17 protein-coding genes are annotated in these 19,352 nt (G+C 69.8%); 11 read left to right on the top strand and 6 right to left on the bottom strand.

Translation table 11 applies throughout. From position 1 onward, the window contains the following. Positions 1-141: 141 nt before the first annotated feature. On the top strand, positions 142-1,689 hold the full coding sequence (locus ACZ6C1_RS14970) for a VWA domain-containing protein (protein WP_469240998.1): 1,548 nt from the start codon (positions 142-144) through the stop codon (positions 1,687-1,689). Here the strand turns inward: ACZ6C1_RS14970 and ACZ6C1_RS14965 are convergent. Together ACZ6C1_RS14965 and ACZ6C1_RS14960 are read right to left on the bottom strand one after the other, a co-directional pair. Next, on the bottom strand, positions 1,686-2,774 hold the full coding sequence (locus ACZ6C1_RS14965) for a sensor histidine kinase (protein ID WP_469241238.1): 1,089 nt from the start codon (positions 2,772-2,774) through the stop codon (positions 1,686-1,688). The two genes, ACZ6C1_RS14970 and ACZ6C1_RS14965, sit on opposite strands and share 4 nt — an antisense overlap. A 65-nt stretch (positions 2,775-2,839) precedes the next feature. Next, on the bottom strand, positions 2,840-3,496 hold the full coding sequence (locus ACZ6C1_RS14960) for a response regulator transcription factor (protein ID WP_469240996.1): 657 nt from the start codon (positions 3,494-3,496) through the stop codon (positions 2,840-2,842). A gap of 143 nt (positions 3,497-3,639) precedes the next feature. Here ACZ6C1_RS14960 and metG point away from each other — a divergent pair, with 143 nt between their 5' ends. The 6 genes from metG to ACZ6C1_RS14930 all read left to right on the top strand — a co-directional run bounded on the left by metG (position 3,640) and on the right by ACZ6C1_RS14930 (position 12,355). Continuing rightward, positions 3,640-5,247, top strand: a complete 1,608-nt coding sequence (gene metG, locus ACZ6C1_RS14955) for a methionine--tRNA ligase (protein ID WP_469240995.1) — start codon at positions 3,640-3,642, stop codon at positions 5,245-5,247. Between the two features lie 137 nt (positions 5,248-5,384). Beyond that, the gene (locus ACZ6C1_RS14950; RefSeq protein ID WP_469240992.1) at positions 5,385-5,858 is read left to right on the top strand and encodes an SseB family protein; all 474 of its coding nucleotides are present in this window, start codon (positions 5,385-5,387) and stop codon (positions 5,856-5,858) included. Continuing rightward, on the top strand, positions 5,855-6,499 hold the full coding sequence (locus tag ACZ6C1_RS14945; RefSeq protein WP_469240991.1) for a hypothetical protein: 645 nt from the start codon (positions 5,855-5,857) through the stop codon (positions 6,497-6,499). The genes ACZ6C1_RS14950 and ACZ6C1_RS14945 overlap by 4 nt, the downstream gene beginning before the upstream one ends. Further along, positions 6,500-11,152 (top strand): putative T7SS-secreted protein, encoded by a 4,653-nt coding sequence (locus ACZ6C1_RS14940; RefSeq protein ID WP_469240989.1) that lies wholly within the window; start codon positions 6,500-6,502, stop codon positions 11,150-11,152. It abuts the gene before it with no gap. Further along, positions 11,142-11,894: a hypothetical protein gene (locus ACZ6C1_RS14935; protein ID WP_469240987.1), complete on the top strand. Its 753-nt coding sequence runs from the start codon at positions 11,142-11,144 to the stop codon at positions 11,892-11,894. The genes ACZ6C1_RS14940 and ACZ6C1_RS14935 overlap by 11 nt, the downstream gene beginning before the upstream one ends. Before the next feature lie 47 nt (positions 11,895-11,941). Next, the gene (locus ACZ6C1_RS14930; RefSeq protein ID WP_469240985.1) at positions 11,942-12,355 is read left to right on the top strand and encodes a hypothetical protein; all 414 of its coding nucleotides are present in this window, start codon (positions 11,942-11,944) and stop codon (positions 12,353-12,355) included. 75 nt (positions 12,356-12,430) lie between these two features. Here ACZ6C1_RS14930 and ACZ6C1_RS14925 read toward each other — a convergent pair whose 3' ends face one another. After that, the gene (locus ACZ6C1_RS14925) at positions 12,431-12,790 is read right to left on the bottom strand and encodes a MerR family transcriptional regulator (RefSeq protein ID WP_469240983.1); all 360 of its coding nucleotides are present in this window, start codon (positions 12,788-12,790) and stop codon (positions 12,431-12,433) included. 66 nt (positions 12,791-12,856) lie between these two features. Between ACZ6C1_RS14925 and ACZ6C1_RS14920 the strand changes: the two genes are divergently transcribed. Both ACZ6C1_RS14920 and ACZ6C1_RS14915 read left to right on the top strand, forming a co-directional pair. Then, on the top strand, positions 12,857-13,978 hold the full coding sequence (locus tag ACZ6C1_RS14920; protein WP_469240981.1) for an alkene reductase: 1,122 nt from the start codon (positions 12,857-12,859) through the stop codon (positions 13,976-13,978). Between the two features lie 26 nt (positions 13,979-14,004). Beyond that, positions 14,005-14,622, top strand: a complete 618-nt coding sequence (locus ACZ6C1_RS14915; protein WP_469240979.1) for a hypothetical protein — start codon at positions 14,005-14,007, stop codon at positions 14,620-14,622. A 29-nt stretch (positions 14,623-14,651) separates the two neighbouring features. On the opposite strand, the gene ACZ6C1_RS14910 is transcribed toward ACZ6C1_RS14915, so the two are convergent. Together ACZ6C1_RS14910 and ACZ6C1_RS14905 are read right to left on the bottom strand one after the other, a co-directional pair. After that, positions 14,652-14,861 carry a DUF397 domain-containing protein gene (locus ACZ6C1_RS14910; protein WP_469240978.1) on the bottom strand — a complete coding sequence of 70 codons (210 nt, stop codon included), beginning with the start codon at positions 14,859-14,861 and terminating at the stop codon, positions 14,652-14,654. Then, complete coding sequence (locus ACZ6C1_RS14905) at positions 14,858-15,739, bottom strand: helix-turn-helix domain-containing protein (protein ID WP_469240976.1); 882 nt, start codon at positions 15,737-15,739, stop codon at positions 14,858-14,860. The genes ACZ6C1_RS14910 and ACZ6C1_RS14905 overlap by 4 nt, the downstream gene beginning before the upstream one ends. A 157-nt stretch (positions 15,740-15,896) precedes the next feature. Here ACZ6C1_RS14905 and ACZ6C1_RS14900 point away from each other — a divergent pair, with 157 nt between their 5' ends. Then, the gene (locus ACZ6C1_RS14900) at positions 15,897-16,331 is read left to right on the top strand and encodes an ATP-binding protein (RefSeq protein WP_469240973.1); all 435 of its coding nucleotides are present in this window, start codon (positions 15,897-15,899) and stop codon (positions 16,329-16,331) included. 271 nt (positions 16,332-16,602) lie between these two features. Next, a complete protein-coding gene (locus tag ACZ6C1_RS14895) occupies positions 16,603-17,463 on the top strand; it encodes a helix-turn-helix domain-containing protein (protein WP_469240971.1) in 861 nt (286 codons plus the stop codon). Positions 17,464-17,518: 55 nt separating this feature from the next. Here ACZ6C1_RS14895 and aspS read toward each other — a convergent pair whose 3' ends face one another. Beyond that, positions 17,519-19,285, bottom strand: coding sequence for an aspartate--tRNA ligase (gene aspS, locus ACZ6C1_RS14890; protein WP_469240970.1), 1,767 nt, complete (start codon positions 19,283-19,285; stop codon positions 17,519-17,521). Positions 19,286-19,352: the final 67 nt, after the last annotated feature.

Here is a 19,352-nt window from a genome sequence, read left to right as displayed (position 1 = left end):
GCGTCAGGGGTGGGGTTGACGCGAATGCCCCTTGCCTTTCCACGCCACACGGGGCGGCTAACCTTACGTGTCCGCCATGGCCAGGGATGATTCCTAGCAGTACGGACATACACGGCACCCAACATGCGAAAGGCCTCGCCCATGGGCATTCGGAGCTTGCTGCGCAAGGTGTTTGGACGCGACCGTGCGGAGCGCAACGAGACGGCAGCCGCCTCCGTCCCGCCCCAGACGGAACGGGCGGTGCCCCAGGAGGAGCCCACGGAGCCCACGGCGACGGTTCCGTCCCAGACGTCGCCGACCTCCGCCTCGGCCCCGGACCCGGCCACGTCGGCGGCCCCGGCGGCCCCGGCGGCCCCGGCGGCCCCGTCGCCGGAGCAGGCGGCGGCGGACCTGGTGGCGGCGGCGTTCGACACCGCCCACCCCCGCCGTCCCTCGGTCCCGGCGGCCCGTGAGGCGACCCCCGAGCCCGCCGCCCCGAAGGCGGACATCCCGCCCCAGTCGGAGGCCACGCGCGAGGCGGAAGTCACCACGGAGCCGGAGCCCGCCGCCGAACCGGTGGAGCCCAAGGCCGCCGCCGAGCCGGAACCGGCCCCGGAACCGTCGCCCGAGCCCGAGGCGGAAGCCTCCGAGCCCGAGGCGATCGTTGAGCCCGAGCCCGAGGCCACCGTTGAGCCGGAGCCCGAGGCAGCGGCCGACCCGGCTCCCGCGCCGGACCCGGAACCCGCGCCCGAGGCAGACGCTGCCCCCGAGGCGGAAGCCGCCGAGCCCGAGGCCATCGTTGAGCCGGAGCCGGAGCCGGAGCCGGAACCCAAGCCCGCGCCCGCGGCGGAAGCCGCCGAGCCGGAGCCCGCCGCCACCGCGGCCGATGACGCGGAAGCCTCACCTGAGGCCGAGGCCGCGCGGCCGAAGCCCACCGAGGAGCCGACGGCCACCGACGAGCGGACGCCCGCCGACAAGCCGGAACCACACCCCGAACCGGAGCCGCAGCCCGAGCCCGCGGCGGCGAGCGCCGCATCCGCCGCCAAGCCCGCCTACTCCGCGGCCCGCGTCAAGAGCAAGGCCCCTCAGCTGGCCGAGGCGTACAAGGCGGCCGGTGCCGCTCTCCGCAAGCGCGGCCTCGTGGGCGCACGCGCCACGGTGTACCTGGTCCTCGACCGGTCCGGGTCCATGCGCCCGTTCTACAAGGACGGCAGCGCGCAGCACCTCGCCGAGCAGGCCCTCGCGCTCGCCGCGCACGTCGACGACAAGGCCACCGTCCCGGTCGTCTTCTTCTCGACCGAGATCGACGGCACCGGCGAGGTCACCCTCGACGACGTCGACGGCAGGATCGAGGCGCTGCACAGCTCCCTCGGCCGCATGGGGCGGACGAACTACGACCGCGCGATCCGCGAGGTGCTGGCCCACCACGAGAAGTCGGACGCGGCGGACCGTCCCGCCCTGGTGCTGTTCCAGACGGACGGCGCTCCCGAGTCGAAGACGGCCGCGACGCAGGCGCTCGCCGACGCGGCGGCGAGCGGCGGAAGCCTGTACTGGCAGTTCGTGGCGTTCGGCGAGGAGGACTCCAAGGCGTTCGACTACCTCCGCAAGCTGGACGCGCCCAACGCCGGGTTCTTCCACGCGGGCCCCACCCCCCGTGACGTCCCGCACACCACCTTCTACCGCGAGATTCTCGCGGGCTGGACGTTCTAGGGCCGGCCCTGGGGCCGCCCGGGGGCCCGGTCGTCGACGGGTAGCCGTACTGTCACGACCAGGCCCCCGCCGTCCCGGCCGGTCGCCGTCACCGTGCCCCCGTGGGCGAGGGCGACCGACCGCACGATGGACAGCCCGAGCCCCGCGCCGGGCCCCATCCGGTCCCGCCCCTCACCGCGCCGGAACGGCTCGAACAGGCCGGGTACGTCCGCCTCGGCGACCACCGGCCCCGTATTGGTGACCGTCAGCACGCCCCCGTCCACGGTCACGCGCACCCACCCGCCCGGCACGTTGTACGTGACCGCGTTCGCGACGAGGTTGCGCGTCAGCTGTGCGAGCAGCACCCGGTTGCCCTGGACCACCCCACCGGTCCCGGAAACCCGTACGTCGTGCCCTTCGCACTCCTCCGCCACCACCTCGTCCAGCCGCACCGGCTCCCGTTCCTCCAGGCCCCGCTCACCGCGCGCCAGCACCAGCAGCCCGTCGATCAGCCGTTCACTGCGCCGGTTGCTGTCCAGCAGCACCTGCTTGATCGAGGAGGGAACCGAGTCGTCGAGCCCCACCTGGATCGCCGCGCGCTGCGTGGCCAGGGGCGTACGCAGCTCGTGCGAGGCGTTGGCGATGAACCGCCGCTGGCTGTCGAAGGCCGCCTCCAGCCGCGCCAGCAGCGCGTCGATGGTGTCGCCCAGCTCTTTGAGCTCGTCGTCCGGCCCGCTCACCCCGAGCCTCTCGTGGAGGGTGCGCTCGGAGAGCCGCCGTGCCCGGGCGGTCATCTCGTGCACGGGGCGGAGGACGCGCCCCGCCGTCCACCACCCCACCACCACGGCGCACAGCGCCATGACCAGCAGCGCCCCGCCCGACCAGATCAGCAGCTGCTCGGAGGCCGCCCGGCTGACATCGCCGGTGACCCGCTCCACCTGGACGATGTCCGGTCCCTGCACCCGCGCCGCGATCGCCTCCGCCTCGCCGCGCGTCCCGGCCCGGGAGAGCAGGTTCACCACACCGAGCAGACACCCGCCCAGCACCAGGAAGACGCCCCCGTACACCAGGGCGATCCGGGTCCTGATGGCCGACCCGGACCCGATCCCCGAGCCGCTGCCGGAACCGACCCCGGCTCCGACCCCGGGCCCGACCCCGACCCCGGGCCCGGTCACAGCGCGTACCCCACGCCCTGCACCGTCCGGATGACCGCCGGCTCGCCCAGCTTCCCGCGCAGCTTGCTCAAGCACACCCGTACCGCGCCCGTGAAGGGGTCGGCGTGCGCGTCCCACGCGCGCTCCAGCAGCTCCTCCGCCGACACCACCGCCCCCTCCGCCTCCATCAGGATCTGGAGCACCGCGAACTCCTTCGGTGACAGCTCCAGGTCCCGCCCCTCCCGCTCGGCGGTCCTCCGTACCGTGTCCAGCCGCACGCCGTGCCGTTCCAGCAGCGGCGGCACCGGCGGCCGGGCGGTGCGCCGTCGCAGCGCGCGCACCCGCGACACCAGCTCGGGGAACTCGAACGGCTTCCCCAGGTAGTCGTCGGCCCCCAGGTCGAGCCCCTCCACCCGGTCCTCCAGCCCCGCCGCCGCGGTCAGCATCAGGATCCGGGTCCGCGCCCCGCCGGCGACCAGCCGCCGCGCCACCTCGTCGCCGTGCACCCGGGGCAGGTCCCGGTCGAGGACGACGACGTCGTAGTCGTACAGCCCGAGGTGGGTGAGGGCCTCGTCCCCGCTGTGGACGGTGTCGACGGCGAATCCGGCGCGCCGCAGTCCGGCGGCGACGAGCTCGGCGAGGACGGTCTCGTCCTCGGCAACCAGTACGCGCATGCCCCCACTCTCCACGCCCCCGGGTTTCGCGAACGTCTCCCCCTCCCCCTGCCGTCTCCCCCTCCCCCTGCCGTCTCCCTCCTCCGTCTCCCCCCTCGAAACGAAGGTGAGGGGAGCTTCCGCGGGCGGATAGGATTTCGACCATGGCGGCCACTGGATCCGAGAAGCAGGGGGCGAAGGCGTACTACGTCTCGACCCCCATTTACTACGTCAACGACGCTCCTCACCTGGGCCACGCCTACACGACCGTCGCAGGCGACGTGCTCACCCGCTGGCACCGTCAGCGCGGCGAGAAGGTGTGGTACCTCACCGGCACGGACGAGCACGGTCAGAAGATCATGCGCACTGCCGACGCGAACGGGGTCACCCCGCAGGAGTGGTGCGACAAGCTCGTCGAGGAGGCCTGGAAGCCCCTCTGGGAGCACCTGAACATCGCGAACGACGACTTCATCCGTACGACGGAGAAGCGGCACACGGACCGTGTGCAGGAGTTCGTGCAGGACCTGTACGACAAGGGTGAGATCTACAAGGGCGGGTACGAAGGCCCGTACTGCGTGGGCTGCGAGGAGTACAAGCTCCCCGGCGACCTGATCGAGGACGAGCAGGGCACCAAGCTCTGCCCCGTCCACAAGAAGCCGGTGGAGATCCTCAAGGAGGAGAACTACTTCTTCAAGCTGAGCGAGTACGGCCCGAAGCTGCTGGAGTTCTACGAGAAGAACCCCGGCTTCATCCAGCCGGAGTCCGCCCGCAACGAGGTCGTGAACTTCGTCAAGCAGGGCCTCGAGGATCTGTCGATCTCGCGTTCCACCTTCGACTGGGGCATCCCGATCCCGTGGGACGACAAGCACGTCATCTACGTGTGGGTCGACGCGCTCCTGAACTACGCGACGGCCGTCGGCTACGGCTCGAACCCGGCGAAGTTCGACGAGACGTTCCCGGCGAACGTGCACCTGATCGGCAAGGACATCCTGCGCTTCCACGCGGTGATCTGGCCGGCCATGCTGATGGCGCAGGGCCTGCCGGTACCGGGCAAGGTGGCGGCCAACGGGTGGCTGATGGTCGGCGGCGAGAAGATGTCGAAGTCGAACCTGACGGGCATCAAGCCGCAGGACCTCACCTCGCACTTCGGCGTGGACGCCTACCGCTGGTACTTCCTGCGGGCGATCGCCTTCGGCCAGGACGGCTCGTTCTCGTGGGAGGACTTCACCGCCCGCTACACCTCCGAGCTGGCCAACGACTACGGCAACCTCGCCTCGCGCGTCGCGGCGATGGTCGGCAAGTACTTCGAGGGCGCCCTCCCGGAGGCCACGGCCGGCGGCCCGGCCGAAGCCGCCATCCACGAGGGCCTCGCCAAGGCGGTCTCCGAGGCCGACCGGAAGATCGGCGAGGAGCTGGACTTCCAGGGCGGCATCCTGGCGATCTTCGACTTCGTGAAGCAGGTCAACGGCTACATCACGGAGCAGGAGCCCTGGAAGGTGGCCAAGGACACCTCCGACGAGGGCCGGGCCCGCCTGGCGACGATCCTCTACACCGCCGCCGAGTCGCTCCGCGCGGTCGCCGTGCTCCTCAACCCGATCATGCCGGAGACCTCGCAGAAGCTCTGGGACTCCCTCGGCGCCGAGCCCGTCCTGGGCCCGCTCGCCGACCAGACCGTCGACTCCGCCGCCACCTGGGGCCTGCTCCCCACCGGCGCGACGGTGACGAAGGGCGCGGTCCTCTTCCCGCGCCTGGAGGAGCCGAAGAAGGACTGACCTCCTTCCCGCCCCCGCACGATCCGGACCGCCGCCCTCCTCGGAGGGCGGCGGTCTTGTCGTAGGCGGTACTGCATCCAGCCGTTTCCCGGACATCTCATTGCAGTCGAAAATCCGAACGTGTGATGATCCCCGTCGTGACCATGAACGGGGACATGACCACAGTGGACGGATCGACTTCCGGCCGGCCGTCGCGGCTGGCGGATCTGCTCGACGGACCGACGCCGTCCGCCTCGCCCGAACCACCCTCTCCCGCGTCGGCGCGGCGGGAGTTCGCCGTCCTGTTGGGCGAGTTCCGGCGTACCGCCGTGCTGGTGCCGGTCGATCCGTACGGAGGTCCTTGGACCGCCGAGCAGGGCGGGGTCCGGTGGATCTGCGCGTTCTCGAACGAGGAGGCGCTGGCACGGTTCGCACATGCACGGGGTGAGGCCGGGCGGGAGTGGGAGTACCGGACGGTGCTCGGGGCGCGGTTGCTGGATGTGCTGGTGCCGAGGCTGGGGGTTCCGGCGGGTGTGGCGCTGGACGGGGGCAGCGACGACGGCGTGGTGTTCCCGCCGGTGGAGGGCATCGTGCCCGACGCGGCGGTGGTGGAACTCGGGGGGACGCAGTGAGCGGTACGGATCCTGATCTCGCGGCGTCCAACGCCGGCTTCCGGCTCATCGCGATGGGCATCGACAAGGCACACGAGGAGCTGAAGGACCTCGGGATGATCGGCGAGGCAACCGCCGGCCGTGGCTTCTCGGAGCTGACCCTCTCGGGGCTGGAGTTGGGGCACGCGGGGCTGGCCGCCGGGTTCAAGACATTCTGCGAGCGCTGGGAGTGGGGTGTCCGGGCGCTGATGCAGCGGGGCAACAGCTTCGCCTCGGGTGTCGGACTGTCCGCGGGGGCGTTCCACGAGCAGGAGCAGTACGTCAAGGACACCATCAAGATCGCCGTAAATGGGCTGAACGGCAATCCGCACCTCAGCGAGGACGAGGTCAAGGCGAAGGACTGGGACGAGATCAAGTCCCAGAGGACGGGGGACAACGCGGACTACAGCCTGGAGTCCATGGCAGCGGCGCAGCGGAACGTCGAGCAGACGTGGAAGGACACCGGCTACGACCTCGAGGACGCCGCTTTGGACTCGCTGGAGAACAGCGGCGCCCTGGACCCGGCGATGCGCGAGGCCGTGAACGAGCGCATGCGCGAGACGTTCGACCCCTCCCAGGAGGCGGTCGAGCGTGCGGAACGGCCGGGGTGGGGGAGCGAGTAGATGACGGACTGGCTGGGGAAGCTGGGGGACGCCTGGGAGGCCGGCGAGAAGATCGTCGGCGTAGGTGTCGACAAGGGCACCGATGCCCTGGGAGAGGTACTGGACCACGTCGGCGCCGAAGGCGTCGCCGAGTCGGTCACCGACTGGGGTGACAGCGCGGCCTCCGCGCTCGGAGCGGAGGTCGGGGAAAAGCAACTCGGCCAGAGCGAAGAGCCCAGTGAGCTGGTCCACGGCCAGGCGTCCAAGATCACCTCGAGTGCGAAGAACCTGAGTGACTTCAGCGCGGCCTTCAATATGGTCGGCGCCGGCATGAAGGGGCTGGACTCCGCCCACTGGAAGGGCGAGGCCGCCGACACCTTCCGTGAGAAGTTCCAGCTGCTGCCCACCGACTGGCTGCACGCGGCGGACGCCTTCGAGGCCGCGGCCGCGGCGCTGACGGCGTACGCCGCGACGGTGACCGCAGCGCAGGGCATGGCCAGGGAGGCGATAGCCCTGTTCAAGCAGGGCAACGAAACCTCCCAGAAGGCCGTCGACGCACACAACAAGAAGGTCGACGCCTACAACAAGGCCCGCACCAGCGACGCCCCGCTCCCCGAACCGGTTCCCTTCACCGACCCGGGCCAGGCTCTGCGCGACCAGGCCCAGGGAATCCTCGACAACGCCCGCCGCCAGCGCGACGCGGCCGCCGAGAGGGCCAACCAGGTCGTCACATCGGCCCTCGCCCACGCCCCCGCCGAGAAGTCCGCCATGGAGCGCGCCAAGCTCGGCCTGATGGACCTGGCGCTGGGCAACGGCGTCGAGACGATGCACTTCGTCGGCGGCGCCGTCAAAGGCACCGTCGGCCTCACCAACTTCGTCCGCTCGGTCAATCCCCTCGACGGGTACAACATCACGCACCCGGCCGAGTACTACGAGAACGTCAACATGACCCTGGCCGGAGTCGTGTCCAGCGCGGCCCACCCCGACCGGGCGGCGAAGGGCGCGTGGGACGCGTTCCAGGAGGACCCGAGCGAGTTCTGGGGCCGCCTGGCCCCGGAGGCGTTCGGCACCAAGGGGGCGGGTGGGCTGAAGTCCCTGGCGCGGAAGGGCGTGGACGACGGCCCGAGCGGTGGCGGCACGGGGCGGACCGAACACAATGAGGATCCCCACGACAGGTCACGCGAGTGCACTGACCGGCAGTGCAAGGGCGACCCCGTCGACATGGCGACGGGCCGGATGGTCCTCCCACAGACGGACATCACCCTCCCAGGATCTCTCCCGCTGGTCTTCACCCGTACCTTCGAGTCGTCCTACCGCGCGGGACGCTGGTTCGGCCCGACCTGGGCGAGCACCATAGACCAGCGCCTGGAGATCGACTCCGAAGGCGTCGTGTTCATCTGCGAGGACGGCAGCCTCCTCGCCTACCCGCACCCCGCGCCCGGTGTGCCGGTCATGCCCACGCACGGACGCCGCTGGCCGCTGGACCGCGACCGGGACACGTACACGATCACCGACCCCGCCACCGGCCGGGTCTGGCACTTCACCTCACACGGCCCCGACCTGGCACTGCTGACACAGCTCGACGACCGCAACGGCCGCTGGATCGCCTACGAGTACGACGAGTCCGGCGCTCCGGCCTCGATCGTGCACCACGGCGGCTACCACCTGAAGCTCACCACCGCCGAGGGCCGTGTCACCGCGCTCCACCTGGCGGGCGCCGCCCCGGACGGCACCGACCAGGAGATCCTTCGCTACGGCTACACGGACGGCCACCTGACCTCCGTCACCAACTCGTCGGGCCGACCGCTGTCCTTCGGCTACGACGAGCACGGCCGCATCACGTCGTGGACGGACACCAACGGCAGCCACTTCGACTACGTCTACGACGAGCGGCACCGCTGCGTGTACCAGTCAGGGTTGAACGGTCACCTCGTATCCCGCTTCACCTGGGACGACACAGACGCGGACACCGGTCTGCGGCAGACGTCCATCACCGACGGCCTGGGCCACACCACCCGCTACCTCATCAACGAACGCGTGCAGGTCGTCGCCGAGATCGACCCCCTCGGCACGGTCGTCCGCTCCGAGTACGACCGACACAACCGGCTCCTGTCCCGCACGAACCCCCTCGGTCACGTCACCCGCTTCACCTACGACGAGGCGGGCCGGCCGACCGCGGTGGTGAGACCGGACGGCCGCGAGATGTCCGCCGAGTACAACGCGCTGGGCCTGCCGGTCCGGGTGCGCGGCGCGGACGGCACGGTGGTGCGCCAGACGTACGACGAGAAGGGCAACCGCACCTCGGTCACCGACCCGACGGGCGCCACCACCGCGTTCGCCTACGACGCGACCGGCCACCTCACGACGATCAGCGACGCGCTCGACCACTCGACCGCCCTGCGCTGCGACCGCGCCGGCCTCCCTGTCGCGATCACCGACCCACTCGGCGCGACCGTCCACTACGAGCGCGACGCCTTCGGCCGCCCGGTCACCATCACCGACCCGCTGGGCTCGGTGACCCGCCTGGAGTGGACCGTCGAGGGCAAGCTGGCCCGGCGCACCGAACCGGACGGCACCGAGCAGTCGTGGACGTACGACGGTGAGGGCAACTGCCTGTCGCACACGGACGCGATGGGCGGGGTCACTCGGTTCGAGTACACGGACTTCGACCTGCTGACGGCCCGGACCGGCCCGGACGGCGTGCGCTACGAGTTCTCACACGACACGAACCTGCGTCTGACGCGGGTGACGAACCCGCAAGGCCTGACGTGGGAGTACGCCTACGACCCGGCGGGCCGTCTCACCTCCGAAACGGACTTCGACGGCCGGACGCTGGGCTACGCCTACGACGCGGCGGGCCGTCTGACCTCCCGCACGAACGGCCTGGGGCAGACGGTCCGGTTGGAGCGTGACGCCCTCGGCCGGATCGTCCGCAAGGACGCCGAGGGTGCGATCAGCACCTACGAGTACGACGTCTTCGACGAACTGGCGGTGGCAACGAACCTGGATTCAAGGCTGGAGCGCCTCCGGGACCGCCACGGCCGTCTGAGGTCGGAGAGGGTCAACGGCGCGCGGCTGGAGTTCTCGTACGACGCCCTCGGCCGCCGCACGGGCCGGACGACCCCCACCGGGGCGGTGAGCCGGTGGACGTACGACGCGGCCGGCCGCCGCACAGAGCTGACGACGGCGGGCCGTTCCCTGACCTTCGAGCACGATGCCGCCGGTCGGGAGCTGTCGCGGCACATCGGCGACGCGGTCACCTTCAGGCACGAGTTCGACGCACTGGGCCGCCTCACGGGACAGCAGGTCTTCGGCGCCGGCCACACCGTCCAGCGCCGCGCCTACACCTACCGCGCCGACGGCATCCTGACCGGCGTCCAGGACCAGCTCTCCGGCTCCCGCACCTTCGACGTGGACGTCACCGGCCGGGTCACCGCCGTCCACGCCGAGGACTGGAGCGAGCGGTACGCCTACGACGCCGCCGGCAACCAGACGGACGCCTCGTGGCCTGCCTCCCACCCGGGCCACGAAGCCACGGGCCCCCGCGCCTACACCGGCACCCGCATCGCCCGCGCGGGCAACGTCCGCTACGAACACGACGCCCAAGGCCGAGTCGTGGTCCGCCAGAAGACCCGCCTCTCCCGCAAGCCGGACACCTGGCGCTACGCGTGGGACGCGGAGGACCGGCTGGTGTCCGTGATCACCCCGGACGGCACGGTGTGGCGCTACCTCTACGACGCGCTCGGCCGCCGCATCGCGAAGCAACGTCTGGCGGTGGACGGTGCATCCGTAGCGGAGCAAGTCCTCTTCACCTGGGACGGTGCGACCCTCTGCGAGCAGACCACCTCCGGCGACACGCTCCCCAGCCCCGTCACCCTCACCTGGGACCACGACGGCCTGCACCCGCTGACCCAGACAGAACGCCTTGGTGCCGCGGACGCTGCGCAGGACACGGTCGACGAGCGCTTCTTCGCCATCGTCACCGACCTGATCGGCACCCCGAGGGAACTCGTCGACGAGTCGGGCGCCCTCGCCTGGCACACCCGCAGCACCCTGTGGGGCGCCACTGCCTGGGCATCCTCCAGCACGGCGTACACACCACTTCGCTTCCCGGGCCAGTACTACGACCCGGAGACGGGGCTCCACTACAACTACCACCGCCATTACGACCCGGAGACCGCCCGGTACCTCTCGGTGGACCCTCTGGGCTTGGATCCCGTCCCCAATCCGGTCTCGTATGTACTCAACCCGCATAGCTGGGCTGATCCTTTCGGCCTCTCACCGTGTCTGGTGGGTGGACCAGAAAAGCATCTACCCCTGGACAAGGCCCGTGGCGACGTGATCTTCCCAAGCCATGAAGAGGCGCTACGGGAGGCGTTGCGCCGGTACGATATCGAGGACCCGGCCTACATACAGAGAATCGAGACATGGGGCAAGAACCCAAATCTGTACGGCCCCAAGGGGGAGCCATGGGAGATAATCCAAGCCATCGACTCGCGAGGAAATGAGCTCGAGTTCCATCACCACGCGAACGGCCATTACTTTAAGCACAAGGATCCCGACCAAGAGCAGTGGTCACTACCTCACTACCACGGCCCTAAGGGCGAGCACATATACTACGGCGACATGAACTCCGCATACGGGCTGAGGGGAGTGCCGCGAAGTGAGCATTAGCAGCGGGCAGTTGCCGGGCCATGACATGGTGGGCCAGCCACAATGGGACTCCGAGACTGTCGGTTCGACGATTTCATCCCTGGAAGGGGAGCTGTCGAACGTCAGCGCGGTGTGGGTGCTCTGCGACCCGGAAGTCGAATCGGAGATCTGGACCTCCGTCCTGCCGCGCCTTCAGCAGGAGAAGGTCTTCAGTTGGTCCGCCAGACTGCGCCCCGATGTCGCTCAGGACGCCACACAAGAGGCGCACCTACTTCTACGCCGGGCGCAAAGCCGGGCCGGACGTGCCCTTTTTGAGGGGCTACCCTTCTACGAAACGACATTCCGATGTTCAGGGAACACCACAGTTGGTGTGTCCGACCTCGCAAGCGGGCTGGGCATGCGGACCACTGGCTTCGCAATGGCCATCGGAGAGGCGGCCCATGCTGATGCTTGGATCGCTAGCGTCCAAGTGATGGAGAATCATTTCTCACTCGCTCGAGACTTCCCCAACTCTATCACCCTGGAATCGTTCCGCAGAAAGATCGTCAGCCTGTACATCGACTTTTCGATCACTTCAGGGCTTTTCCCCTTGATCCCCCTCAACAGACATCCCGAAGGCGGCTTTGTCCTTTTCTGCCCGGCTGACAAGTACAGCGACGTCGTGGCAGACCTGACCGAGGGGCGTGGAATTACGGAGGGGACCGAGGCCACGCAGCGAATCTTGCGCTTCACGGCACAGGGCGGGGATCTTTCATACTTGTGACGTGAGCGCTTACCTCATCTCCAGTAACGAGAAAGGTCCCAGCAATTATGCCGAAGCGCTTTCGCCTGGCTGGAGAGACGCTCAGCCGACTGGGGCCCTTGAGGTGGCTCAGGCTCAGCGGCGAGCGTCATCCGATCTACGGTTACCCACAGGTGCCCTTCCTCGGCTGGAGATTCGAGGAGCCGAGTGCCGATAAGCTCCGGCTCATCGAGCAGGCGATGCGCACGACTCCCGCCCAGGAGGACTGGCGCATCGACGCGTCGCGACGGAATTGGCTGCTGGCACCGTCGCGCATCCTGGACGACGGTGAGGACCCAGCGGCCTCTCCCACATTCGATGAACGCATCGCCCTTGCCATGCAGGACCAAGCCTTCTGCGTACCGGCTCTGGCAGATCTCGACGCGATACTGCGAACCCTGAATGCCCTGATCACCGCGCAGGCGGGGCGGATCGAGGGCTGACGTCGGACAGGAGCCCGGGCAGTGCGTGCGCTCCCCGACCCGGTGCAGAGCGCCGAGGCGGTGTCGGGGACGAGGTCAGTTGTCTGACGCCGTCGCGATCGCCTCGTCCAGGACCTCCCGCGAGCGGATCAGGTCGGTGATCAGGGCGTCGATGCGGGCACGTTCCGTGGTGAGGTCGGCGACCAGGCGGGCCGTGGCGATGGCGGAGGGCCCGCCGTCGGCGTCGCGCATGCAGGGGAGGAGCTGGGCGATCCGTTTGCTGTGGAGGCCCGCCGCGTAGAGCGCCTGGATGCGGATGACCCGGTCGACGGCCCACTCGCCGTAGGTGCGCTGCCCGCCAGGAGTGCGGTCGGCGGTGAGGAGGCCCTGCTCCTCGTAGTAGCGGAGCGACCGTTCGCTCACGCCCGTGCGCCGGGCAAGTTCACCGATGCGCATTATCCACCTCGTGTTCCGCGCAAGGGACTTGAACCTGACATTGATGTCAACTTCTACCGTACCGGCATGACGAACACACCACAGCAGACCCGCCTCTTCCAGCCCGCCCGCCTCGGCTCCCTCGACCTGCCCAACCGGCTGGTCATGGCCCCCCTGACCCGCAACCGCGCCGGGGCCGACGGAGTACCGCAGCCGATCATGGCCGCGTACTACGCCCAGCGGGCCTCCGCGGGCCTGATCATCGCCGAGGCGACCACGCCCAACGCCGTGGGGCAGACGTACCCCAACATCCCGGGCATTCACGACCCCGCCCAGGTTGCCGGCTGGCGGCAGGTCACCGACGCGGTGCGCGACGCGGGCGGGCGGATGTTCCTCCAGCTCCAGCACGGCGGCCGGGTCGGGCACCCCGACAACAGCGGGCTGTTGCCGCTCGCGCCGTCGCCCGTGCCGCTCCCGGAGACCATCCACACCCCGAGCGGGCGCCAGGAGGCCGTGGTGCCCCGGGAGATGTCGCTCGACGACATCCGCACTACGGTCACCGACTTCGCTACCGCCGCGCGCAACGCCGTCGACGCCGGCTTCGCCGGGGTGGAGGTCCACGCGGCCAACGGGCACCTGTTGCACCAGTTCATGGCACGGAACACCAACCACCGCACCGACGCCTACGGCGGCTCGGTCGCCGGCCGCATCCGGTTCGTGGTGGAGGTGGTCCGGGCGGTCGCCGCAGCCATCGGTCCCGAGCGGGTGGGCCTGCGGATCTCCCCGGGGAACACCGTCAACGGCATCGAGGAGGGCGAGACCGGGGAGCTATACCCGGCACTCGTCGACGCCCTCGCCGATGACGGCCTCGCCTACCTGCACACAGTGTTCGCCGACCCGGACGACGCCCTGTGGCAGGACCTCCGCAAGCGGTGGACCGGGATGCTGGTCGCCAATCCGGCGCTGGGATGGGGCAGGCCGCTGCCCGCCGACGGCGGCAAGCAGGCGGGCGAACGGCTGCTGGCCGCCGGTGCCGACCTGATCGCGCTCGGCCGGGCCTTCATGGCCAACCCCGACCTGGTCGAACGGCTGCGGACCGGCGCGCCGCTCAACCCGCTGCGGGACGAGGGCTGGATGTACGCCGGCGGCGAGGCGGGGTACACCGACTACCCCTCGCTCACCGAAGCGGGCATGACGGTCACGGCCTGATCCGGTAAGCATGTGGAGTGGCGAAAGTGCGCGGGAGAACCGAAGGGCTCGGGCGGGAGGTCTTCGGCCCGCTGGGCGGCATCGTGGAGATCGGTTCGGTCGTCGACGCGGGCGGCCGGCCACTCTCAACCATCTCGGTGAGTGACTTCACCGCCCGTCATCGCGACGAGTTGCACCGCATCCTGGCCGCCGTGCGGGACATCGGCGGCTTCCCTCCCGACACGATGCGCATCTTCGACGACCTGGGCTGGCATCGCGATCACGACATCACCACAGCCTCGCTGCTGCTGTGGTCCGGTGGCGTCGAGGCGTACTCACCACACCTCGAACGACCCGAGAGCGTACGGAGAATGCTCCGCGCCGGAGCCGACATCCAACTCGTGAACCTCATGCACGCGCTCGTGGGAGCGGCCACACAGAGAACCCCTCACCGTGACCCGGAAGACCTCGTGCCGCTCATCGTCGCGGTCATCGACATCGCGGCCGCCCTGGTCGGACTCGGTCGCGCGACTGCCGTCCGGGACGTCTTTCGCATGTGGCGCGTGGCGTACCTCGCTGGTGTCCTGATGCCGTCCTCGACCACTCCTGAGTCGATCAAGGAGAGCTTCAGGACGTACGCGCACATCCTCGATGCGAGGGACTGACCACATGCACGCCGACGCCGAAGCCGTACTCAGTTGCCCGACGCGTACGACACGAACCCCGCCCACGCGCCCGGGGTGAGGGCGAGCTGGGGGCCGCCGAGGCACTTGGAGTCGCGGATGTGGACCGTGCCGGGCGTGGTGGCGACCTCGACGCAGGAGTCGCCCTCGCTGCTGCTGCTGTAGCTGCTCTTGAACCACGCCAGTCCGGAGCCGTCCCCGGACGAGGTGTTGCGGATCATGTCTCTCCCAGCAGTTGCTCGATGAAGGCTCGCGACTCGCGGGGAGTGAGAGCCTGGGCCCTGATGATGCCGTAGCGCAATTCCAGGATATGGAGCTGTTTCCCCTCGGTCACGGGTCGGCCGTTGGCCACGGCCGGCGAGCGTCCGACGGCCGAACCATCGCCGAACTTCAGCACCTCGATACCGCCTGCCAGCCCTGCATGCTCCTCCCGGTCCATCGGCATCACCTGAAGCTCGACGTTCCGCATGTGGGCCACCGTCAGCAGGTGTTCGAGCTGGGCACGCAGCAGCGGCCTTCCGCCCAGCGGGCGCCGGAGCGTCCACTCCTCCAGGACGAAGCCCATTTCTGGTGCAGGGTCCCGCTCGAAGACGGACTTGCGGGCCATACGACCGGCCACCATCCGCTCCACCTCGTCCTGCGAGTACGCCGGCCGTCGCATGAGGAGCAGCCCGCGGGCGTACTCCGGTGTCTGCAACAGGCCGTGGATGTTGAGCGGGTCGTAAAGCTGGAGCTCCACCGCCTGGGCCTCCAGCTTGGCCAGTTCCCGGACCTTCTTCGGGTACCGGACCTTCGCCACGTCCTCCTTCATGGCCGAGAGCAGCCCACCCGCCCCCAGGACCTCGTCCGCCTTGTCCAGGAACTCGGGGCGGGGGATGCGCTTCCCGCCCTCGATCTTGTAGACGAGGTCCTCGCCGTAGCCGACGGCCACCCCGAAGTCGGGGGCGCGCATGCCGACCGCTTCCCTCCGCAGTTTCACCTGACGTCCCACCGTGGCGATGACGGCCACGCCCCAGTCGTCGTCCGGGTCCACCTCCCATCCCGGCTCGTCCGCCTCGTTCTTGAGCCGTCGCACTCCGGTCCCGCCGTCCACCGACATGCCCCGCACCTTTCCGTCCGTGCACTCGTGCCGCGACGTCCCTACCCCTGCGGCTCGTCCGGACAGACCGGACAGCGGTGGACAAGCTCCGGACAGTCACCCTACGCATACATGGTGTCACTGTTCACGGCAGGCGACGGCGGCCACTCTCGGTGGGGTGAAGCAGACGAACACCCCTCACCTTGGTACGTGCAAGGCCCACTTCCGCGTCCTGCTGTCCCCCACGCCTCGCGGCGCCCGGCTCGCCCGGCTGCTTGCCGTCGAGTGGCTCGGGACCCGGCACGAGGTGCCGTACCGCGTGGCCGAGGCCGCCGCGCAGCTCGTCGCGGAGCTCGCGGCGAACGCCGCCACGCACGGGCGGGTGGCCGGCCGGAGCTTCCGGCTCGCGCTCGTCTGCGACGGCGGTGTCCTACGGGTCGAGGTGACGGACACCCGGGCCGACGACCTCCCTCACCACCGCCCGCCGTCACTCGACGCGGAGTCCGGCCGTGGGCTGCTCCTCGTCGAGGCGCTCGCCGACCGCTGGGGCGCCGTGTTCGGGCGCGCGCCGCAGAAGTCCGTCTGGGCGGAGCTCGACCTCCCGCTGTCCTGACCGGCGTACGGGAACCGGGACTTCGGTGGGCCCACCGGTCTACCAAGCAACAACGAGAGAGAAAGAAACCGCACCGAACCCCACCCCTCCTCCCCCTCACCGAGCCGCTCACTCACGCGGGTGAAAAACACCAACTCGGCTGGCTTTGGGACGGGTTGCTTGATCTACGCTCAGCGCGACACACCACATCACCGCTGACATGCGTCGGCCCCCGCCGGGACCGCTAATCCCAGTGCGGGGGCCTGACCACCGAGGAAGAGGCAACTTCCCGATGGATAACCGGAACACTAGCGCGCGCCCGCACGCCCAGTCCCGTAACGACGGGAAAAACCACCCCTCCCGGGGAGCCCGCAAAGCCACGCGCCGCGGCGGCGTCATCCACGACAACTCCCGCCACACCACCCGCTTCACGGTGATCGGCAACCACCTCGCCCAGCACGCCGAGCTGTCACTCATGGCGATCGGCCTGGCCGTCCACATCCAGTCGCTCCCCGCCGGGGCCCAAGTGGACATCGAGACCCTGGCCGACCGCTTCCCCGAGGGAAGGATCCGGATCGCGGGCGCCCTGCGCGAGCTGGAGGCCCACGGCTATCTGCGGCGCACGCGTGTACGCACCGACGGGGGCCTCATCGTCACCCGCACGGTGTCCTGCAACCAGCCCGGCCGGACCGGCGCCGCGGAGGAGCCGAAGCCCCGGGCCCGGCGCGGAGCCGACCAGCCGGCCCGCCGCCGCGCGCTGCCCGCCGTACCGCAGCCCGCGTATCCCGCCCCGGACTTGCTCCGGACCGCCCTGGGTGTCCTGTCCGGGCTCCGACGCGAGGATCCCCGCCTCCTGCTCTCCGCCACGGACGCCGACCATCTCGTCCCGGGCGTCGCCGCGTGGCTCGAACGCGACCTGTCCCCCGAGGCCGTCCGGCGCGCTCTGACCACCCGCCTGCCACCGGAGCCGCTGCACCGCCCGGCAGCCCTGCTGGCCCACCGCCTCTCCGCCCAGCTCCCGCCCCCGCCACCCTTCCGCGCCCCGGACTCGCCATCGGCCGTCAGGCATCCGCTCCAGAACTGCGACGCCTGCGACCGCGCCTTCCGTGGGCCGGAGCCAGGGACCTGCGGGACATGCGCTTCCGGACGGTGACGTGGCGAAGGGCCCGGAATACGAGGATCCCGGGCCCTTCGTGAAGCGACAGCGACTACTTGTCCGCGACCGGCTTGCGGAGCGCGATGTTGAGCTCCTTCAGCCGCGCCTCCTCCAGCTCCGTCGGGGCGCCCATCATCAGGTCCTGGGCGTTGCCGTTGAGCGGGAAGGCGATCGTTTCGCGGATGTTGGGCTCGTCGGCGAGGAGCATGACGATGCGGTCGACGCCCGGGGCGATGCCGCCGTGCGGCGGGGCGCCGTACTGGAAGGCGCGGAGCATGCCCGCGAACTCGGTCTCGACGGTCTCCCGCGAGTAGCCGGCGATCTCGAACGCCTTGAACATGATGTCGGGCTCGTGGTTCCGGATGGCGCCGGAGGACAGCTCGATGCCGTTGCAGACGATGTCGTACTGCCAGCCGAGGATGTCCAGCGGGTCCTGGGTCTCCAGGGCCTCCAGGCCGCCCTGCGGCATCGAGAAGGGGTTGTGCGAGAAGTCGATCTTCCCGGTCTCCTCGTCCTTCTCGTACATCGGGAAGTCGACGATCCAGGCGAACCGGAAGACGTTCTCCTCGAACTGGCCGGCGCGCTTGGCGGCCTCGACCCGGACCGGGCCCATGATCTTGGAGACCTCGTCGAACTCGCCCGCGCCGAAGAACACGGCGTGGCCGGGCTCCAGGCCGAGACGCTCGGTGAGGACCTTGACGTTCTCCTCGGTGAGGAACTTGGCGATGGGGCCGGTCAGCGCGTTGCCCTCGCCGACGCGGACCCAGGCCAGGCCCTTCGCGCCGAGGGAGACGGCGTAGTCGCCGAGGCCGTCGAAGAACTTGCGCGGCTGGTCACCGGTGTTCGGCACGGCCAGGGCACGGACGTGCTTGCCGGCGAAGGCCTTGAACTCGGAGTTCTCGAAGACGTCCGTGATGTCGACGAGCTCGAGGCCGGTGCGCAGGTCCGGCTTGTCGTTGCCGTACTTGAGCATCGACTCGCGGAACGGGATCCGCGGGAACGGGGACGTGACGTGGCGGCCGCCGCCGAACTCCTCGAAGAGCTCCGTCATCAGCTTCTCGATCGGCTGGAAGACGTCCTCCTGCTCGACGAAGCTCATCTCGACGTCGAGCTGGTAGAACTCGCCCGGCGAGCGGTCGGCGCGGGCGTCCTCGTCGCGGAAGCAGGGCGCGATCTGGAAGTACCGGTCGAAGCCGGAGATCATCAGGAGCTGCTTGAACTGCTGCGGGGCCTGCGGCAGCGCGTAGAACTTGCCCGGGTTCAGGCGGGAGGGGACGACGAAGTCACGGGCGCCCTCGGGGGAGGTCGCGGTGAGGATCGGGGTCGCCATCTCGTTGAAGCCGAGGGCCGTCATCTTGTGACGGATGGCGGAGATGACCGCGGTACGCAGCATGATGTTGCGGTGCATGCGCTCGCGGCGCAGGTCGAGGAAGCGGTACTCCAGGCGCCGCTCCTCGTTGACGCCGTCGTCCGTGTTGATCGTGAACGGCAGCGGGGCGGAGGCGCCCAGGACCTCGACTTCGGAGACCTCGACCTCGATCTCGCCGGTGGGGAGCTCGGTGTTGATGTTGTCGGCACCGCGCGAGACGACCTTGCCGTCGACGCGGACGACCGACTCCTTCGTCTGCTTGTCGAGTGCCTCGTACGCGGCGGTGCCGGGACGGGCGACGAGCTGGGTGATGCCGTAGTGGTCGCGCAGATCGATGAAGAGGATGCCGCCCAGGTCGCGCCGATTGTGCAGCCAGCCGCTCAGCCGGACGTCGGTGCCGACGTCAGAGGCGCGGAGCTCGCCGCAGGTGTGGGACCTGTACCGATGCATCGTCGTTCATCCAGTCTTGGGGGAGAGGGTTTGGCTCGACTCGTCAAGGTTACCGGGCCTGCCGGGA

The sequence above is a fragment of the Streptomyces sp. NPDC041796 genome (assembly GCF_055590785.1).
The sequence above is the reverse complement of the archived record's forward strand: the minus strand, read 5'-3'. Positions and strand labels throughout refer to the sequence as shown.